Below are 6,113 nucleotides of genomic sequence, written 5' to 3'. Positions count from 1 at the left end.
GTCGCTTCACGGCGAAGGCCCGGTCCCGAAACGGACCGGGCCTTCGCCGTCCCGACCGGTTCAGCCGCGGGCCCGGAGTTCCCGGCGAAGAAGCTTGCCGGACACGGTCTTCGGGATCTCGTCGATGATCTCCACCAGCCGCGGGTACTTGTACGCCGCCATTCTCTCCCTGGCGAAGGCGATCAGTTCCTCCGCGGTGACCGAATGCCCCGGACGGAGGCTGACGAACGCCTTGACCGTCTCGCCGCGGTAGCTGTCCACCACCCCCACCACCGCGGCCTCGCGCACCGCTTCGTGCTCGTAGAGCACGTCCTCGACCTCTCTCGGCCAGACCTTGTACCCACCGGCGTTGATCTGGTCCTTCTTGCGGTCGACGATGTAGAACCAGCCGTCGGCGTCCATGTACCCGACGTCCCCGGTGTGGAGGGCACCCCCGGGCAGTGCGGTCGCGGTCTCCTCAGGCTTGTTCCAGTAGCCGGCGACCACCTGCGGGCCCGACGTGACGAGCTCGCCCACCGCACCGACGGGAAGGTCGTTGCCGTCCTCGTCGACGATCCGCACGACGGTGTCGAAGGTCGGGACTCCGACCGACAGGGCGCCGGACGCCTCGTCCACCGGAGCCCGGGTGCCGAACGGAACCGCATGCGAGGGGGAGGTGGTTTCGGTGAGGCCGTAGATGTTGTGGATGTACGTCCCGGAGAATCTCTCGAACGCCGCGACGGTGTTCGGTGGTATCGGCGCTCCGCCGGAGAAGATCTTGGTCAGCGTCTTCAGCGACTCCCCGCGGGCGCCGGGGGCGTTCATCAGCGCGATGAACACGGTGATCGAGCCGACCGTGAACGTCGCCCGCTCCACCGCCACCGTTTCGAGGGTCACGCCGGGGTCGAGCCGGTACATCAACACCAGCGGCGCACCTGTCAGCAGGGCGACAGCGATGTGCCCGACGAGCCCGGTGATGTGGAACAGCGGGGCGATTCCCAGCACGACGTCGTCCGCGCCGAGTCCCACCCATTCCCGGTAGGTGCGGGCGTTGAACACCACGTTGCGGTGAGTGGTCATCGCGCCCTTCGGTGGCCCGGTCGTACCGGACGTGTAGGTGAGGAACGCGATGTCGTCCGGGCCGAGAGTGTGCACGGGGACGGGCCGTCCCCGGAACTCGGCCAGGAGGGTCTGCAGGTCGAGGGTGTCGGGCAGATCGAGGCGTTCGATGCCGGAGAAGATCCGCTCGTCTCCGCGGGTCTGGTATTCGAGTTCGGACGTGGTGATCACGATCCGGACGGCGGTGCCGGCGACGACGTGCTGTGCGACGTCCCGGTACAGCCCCTGGAGTGCGACGAGCACGGTAGCCCCCGAGTCCAGGAGGATTTCGCCGAGCTCGCGTTCCTTGTTCATGGGGTTGACGGAGACCGGGATGCCGCCGGCCTTCCAGACACCGAGCTGCGCCACGACGAACTGCGGGACGTTCTGCAGGAACAGCGCCGCCCGCTCACCCGGGCGGAAGCCGTGGGCCGTCAGTGCGGCCGCGAACGCGTCGGACTGCTCGTCGAGTTCGCGGCGGGTCAGGCGCCCGTCGAAGTAGCGGATGATGTCCGCGTCCGGATCGTGAGCGACGGTGGCGCGGAACATCTCCAGCGCGTCGGTGTACTCCGGCTCGATGTGGATCGGCAGGCCGGGCGCGTAGCGCGCGAGCCAAGGCTTGCTGTCGTAGACGCCCGTGCGTGCGTCGCGGGGTCCGGCTGCGCTCATCGGATGACGACCGGATTGACCGGAGCGCCCGTGCCGCCCACGACCTTCAGTGGTGCCGCGGTGTACAGGAAGGTCCAGCGGTTGTCGGCGGCGCACGCGTCGGCGAGGTCCTCGAGCCAGGCGATCTCGGTGAGGGCCACACCGAGATTGCGCATGAGCGCGCAGTGCAGGGGCAGCGCCACGCCACTGGCCGGGTCGGTGGTCACCTCGTTGGCGATGGTGTCCGTGACCAGGTTGGGGATCTCCCGGTTCCGGAACCATTCGACCAGTTCGCGGCTGTAGGTCAGGCCGGGTTCGCAGAAGTCGGTGTAGAACTCGGTGGTGTCGTCGAGGCTGTACCAGTACTTCAGCCAGCCGGTCCGGATCACGAGGATGTCGTGCGGTTCGATGGTCACGCCCTGGGCGGCGGCGGCCGCCTCGAGGTCGTTGTGGTCGAAGGTCTCGCCGGCGCCGAGCCAGTCCTTGCCCCGGTGGCGCGCCATATCGATCAGGATCCCCCGGCCCACAACGCCCTTCTCGGCGATCGGCAGCACCGAGGCCTTGTCCATGCTGCCGACGGTGCTGCGCGCGTCGTATCCGTTCCAGAGTTTGCCGTCGTACCAGACGTGGCCGAGGGCGTCGTACTGGGTGGAGCCCTGCAGGAAGAGGGTGGCTGTGTCGTCGGCGTAGTGCAGTCCGCCGGGGAACTGCGGAGCGTCCTCGCCGTCCCACGACGATTCGTCGAGGGTGTTGCGGCGATCGATGCCGCTGCGGCTGGGCCACAGGGGATCGCCGGGGGCCTCCTTGCGGCCCATGTGGATCTGCAGGGTGAACACGTCGCCGGACTTGACCTCGCCGATTCCGCCGAGAACCTCCTTGGTGCCGAGGAAGTTCAGAGCTCCGAGCTCATCGTCGGCGCCCCAGCGTCCCCAGTTGCTGGGGGCGTCGTCGCCGAGCAGTTCGCGCATGGACGGGGCGTCGGACATACCGTCTCCTTTTCGGGTCGAGGTGCACTCGTCGCTCACCGAGCGTTCGTACGGTAAGCGTGCGCTTATGGTGTAGGTCACATCGCCGGGTGTCAACCCGCGGAGGACGAGGGCGCGCCGCCCGCTCGCAATGCGCACCGCAGGCCCGGTCCGGTGTCGTCCCGGCGGGTCTTCGACGGCGGAACGGCTCGCCACCCTGTACGTTCAGTTTGCACTGGACCTGGTGCGGTTCCGGCGCTGATCCGCAGGGCTGCGCCGGGTTGCACGTCGGACGAGAACATGTTCTAGAGTGAGTTCGATCTTCTGGACGGACCCGCTCCGGCGACACGACGAACGAGGTGATCTGTGCGAATAGCTCTGCTGTCGTACCGCAGCAAGCCGCACTGCGGTGGTCAGGGCGTGTACGTTCGACACCTCAGCCGCGAGCTCGCGGCGCTCGGCCACGACGTCGAGGTGTTCTCCGGCCAGCCGTACCCCGAGCTGGACGACGGGGTGACCCTGGTGAAGGTGCCCAGTCTCGACCTCTACCGCGAGGACGATCCGTTCCGCTTTCCGCACCCGCGCGAGATTCGCGACGCGATCGACCTCCTGGAGCTGGGCACGATGTGGACGGCGGGTTTTCCGGAGCCGCTGACCTTCAGCCTGCGCGCCGCCAGGCTGCTGCGGGCCCGGGCCGCCGAGTTCGACGTCGTGCACGACAATCAGTGCCTCGGCTACGGCCTGCTCCGCATCGCGGACGCGGGCCTGCCACTGGTCGCGACGATCCACCACCCGATCACCCGCGACCGGGAACTGGACCTCGCGAGCGCGCCGACGTTGCACCGCAAGCTCACCCTGCGCCGTTGGTACGGGTTCCTGCGCATGCAGGCCCGGGTGGCGCGGCGCATCCCCACCCTGCTCACCGTCTCGAAGTCCTCCGAGGACGACATCCGTACCGCCTTCGAGATCCCCGAGGGGCGGCTGCGCACGATCCCGCTGGGCGTCGACACCGAGGTCTTCGCCCCGCCGACGGCCGAGCGCGTGCCCGGCCGCATCGTGTGCGTGGCCAGCGCGGACGCGCCGCTCAAGGGCGTCGCCAACCTGCTCGAGGCGGTGGCGAAGCTGCGCACCGAACGGCGGGTCGAGCTGGTGCTCGTCACCCGGCTCGCGCCCGGCGGGGTCACCGAGAAGCTGATCGAGCAACTGGCCATCGGCGACGCGGTGCGCACCGTCTCCGGGATCGACGACCGCGAGCTGGCCGAGCTGCTCGGTTCGGCGCAGGTGGCTGTGGTCCCGTCGCTCTACGAGGGGTTCTCGCTGCCCGCGGTCGAGGCGATGGCCTGCGCCACCCCCTTGGTCGCGAGCCGCGCCGGCGCGATCCCCGAGGTGGTCGGCGACGCGGGCATCCTCGTGCCTCCGGGGGACAGCGAACAGCTGGCCGCGGCGCTGGCGCGGGTTCTCGACGATCCCGCCGAGCAGATCCGCCTCGGGTCGGTGGCACGGGCACGCGTGCTCGAGCGATTCAGCTGGGCGGCCGTGGCCGCCCGGACCGTCCGGGCCTACCAGGACACCGTGGCGGCGCAGGCAGGAAGGACGAACACCTGATGCTGACAGTCGATTTCGACCGGCTCGGGGTCAAGCCCGGCGACCGTGCCATCGACATCGGGGCGGGTGCGGGCCGGCACTCGTTCGAGCTCTACCGTCGGGGCGCCGACGTGGTGGCGTTCGACCGCAGCGCGGAGGACATGAAGGCCGTCGGCGACATGTTCGCGGCGATGGAACTCGAGGGCCAGGTTCCCGAGGGTGCCCTAGCCCGGGCCGAGGTGGGCGATGCCCTCGCCCTGCCCTACGACGACGAGACCTTCGACGTCGTGCTGATCTCCGAGGTGCTCGAGCACGTGCCCGAGGACGACCGTGCCATCGCCGAATTCGTGCGTGTGCTCAAGCCGGGCGGCGTCGCGGCCGTCACCGTGCCGCGGTGGCTGCCGGAGAAGATCTGCTGGGCGCTGTCCGACGCGTATCACGAGGTCGAGGGCGGGCACGTGCGGATCTACAAGGCCGACGAGCTCGCGGCCGAGCTGACCTCGGCAGGCCTGATGGTGCGCGGCCGGGAGCACGCGCACGCCCTGCACTCGCCGTACTGGTGGCTCAAATGCGCTGTGGGCGTCGACAACGACGACAACCCCCTGACGAAGGCGTATCACCGGCTCCTCGTGTGGGACCTGATGCAGGGGCCGTGGCTGACGCGCACCGCCGAGTCGTTGCTGAACCCGGTGCTCGGCAAGAGCGTCGTGTTCTACCTCGAGAAGCCGACGGTTCCCGTTGCCGGCCGCTGACTTCCGCCCCGGCGGGGCACGGCCGGCGGTTCCGGCCGTGCCGGGAGTGCTGTCCGAGGAACAGTGCCTGCACACCGCCCGCGCGATCGCCGACATGCAGGAGTCCTCCGGAGCGATCCCGTGGTTCCCCGGTGGTCACACGGATCCGTGGGACCACATCGAGTCCGCGATGGCTCTCACCGCCGCGGGGTTGCTCGAAGAGGCGGAGGCGGCCTTCGACTGGTCCCGTCGCACCCAGCGGCCGGACGGCTCGTGGCCCATGCAGTTCCGCGAGGATGCCGTCGAAAACCACGACGCCGACTCGAACTTCACCGCATACATCGCGGTGGGGGTGTGGCACCACTACCTCGTCACAGGCGACGTCGACCACGTGGAACGGCTGTGGCCGACGGTGCGGACGGCCCTCGACCATGTGCTCGAGTTGCAGGCGCCCGGCGGTGAGATCTACTGGGCACGAGGAGAACACGGCGCGGCCGACGAGGCCCTGCTGACGGGGTGCTCGAGCATCCACCACAGCCTGCAGTGCGGCCTGCGCCTCTCGGAGGTGGTCGGCGATCCCCACCCGGACTGGGAGGTCGCGTGGTATCGGCTCGGGCACGTGCTGCGCCGGCACCCGGAGGCGTTCGCGCCCAAACCGGAGTACTCGATGGACTGGTACTACCCGGTCCTCGGCGGCGCGGTGCGCGGTGCGCCGGCCCGGCAACGGATCCGGGAACGCTGGGACGATTTCGTGGTCGGAGGTCTCGGAATCCGCTGCGTCGACCATCGGCCGTGGGTGACGGGGGCCGAGACCTGCGAACTCGTGCTCGCGCTGGACGCGATCGGTGAGGCCACGATGGCCCGGGAACTGCTCGCGGCCATGCAGCATCTGCGCGATCCGGACGGGTCGTACTGGACCGGAATGGTTTTCACGGACGGTAAGCGCTGGCCCGTGGAGAAGAGCTCCTGGACCAGTGCCGCCGTGATCCTCGCCGCCGACGCGCTCTCACGCAGCACCGCGGGCAACGGTGTGTTCCGCGATGCCGCCGCACCCTCCGGATGGGTCGCGACCGAGAACTGCCACGAGGACTGCCGGGTGACGGTCTGA

At 69.4% G+C, this 6,113-nt stretch carries 5 protein-coding genes; 3 read left to right on the top strand and 2 right to left on the bottom strand.

Features of this window, described 5'->3' with window-relative positions; translation table 11 throughout:
* Positions 1-60: 60 nt before the first annotated feature.
* Together CQZ88_RS14770 and CQZ88_RS14765 are read right to left on the bottom strand one after the other, a co-directional pair.
* Positions 61-1,746, bottom strand: a complete 1,686-nt coding sequence (locus CQZ88_RS14770; RefSeq protein ID WP_102799955.1) for a class I adenylate-forming enzyme family protein — start codon at positions 1,744-1,746, stop codon at positions 61-63.
* On the bottom strand, positions 1,743-2,711 hold the full coding sequence (locus CQZ88_RS14765) for a cyclase family protein (protein ID WP_006936384.1): 969 nt from the start codon (positions 2,709-2,711) through the stop codon (positions 1,743-1,745). The genes CQZ88_RS14770 and CQZ88_RS14765 overlap by 4 nt, the downstream gene beginning before the upstream one ends.
* A gap of 345 nt (positions 2,712-3,056) precedes the next feature.
* Between CQZ88_RS14765 and CQZ88_RS14760 the strand changes: the two genes are divergently transcribed.
* Genes CQZ88_RS14760 through CQZ88_RS14750 form a run of 3 tightly spaced genes read left to right on the top strand, consistent with a single transcriptional unit; the run spans position 3,057 to position 6,113 of the window.
* The gene (locus CQZ88_RS14760; protein WP_102799954.1) at positions 3,057-4,295 is read left to right on the top strand and encodes a glycosyltransferase family 4 protein; all 1,239 of its coding nucleotides are present in this window, start codon (positions 3,057-3,059) and stop codon (positions 4,293-4,295) included.
* Entirely contained in the window at positions 4,295-5,026 is a 732-nt protein-coding gene (locus CQZ88_RS14755) for a class I SAM-dependent methyltransferase (protein ID WP_050034651.1), read from the top strand. Before CQZ88_RS14760 ends, CQZ88_RS14755 begins: the two co-directional genes overlap by 1 nt.
* Entirely contained in the window at positions 5,013-6,113 is a 1,101-nt protein-coding gene (locus CQZ88_RS14750) for a prenyltransferase (RefSeq protein ID WP_050034652.1), read from the top strand. The genes CQZ88_RS14755 and CQZ88_RS14750 overlap by 14 nt, the downstream gene beginning before the upstream one ends.

This window comes from Rhodococcus sp. ENV425 (assembly GCF_002887785.1).
Classification (GTDB): Bacteria; Actinomycetota; Actinomycetes; order Mycobacteriales; family Mycobacteriaceae; genus Rhodococcus; species Rhodococcus aetherivorans.
Note: the sequence above shows the minus strand (reverse complement) of the source record. Positions and strands in the feature narration are given on the sequence as shown.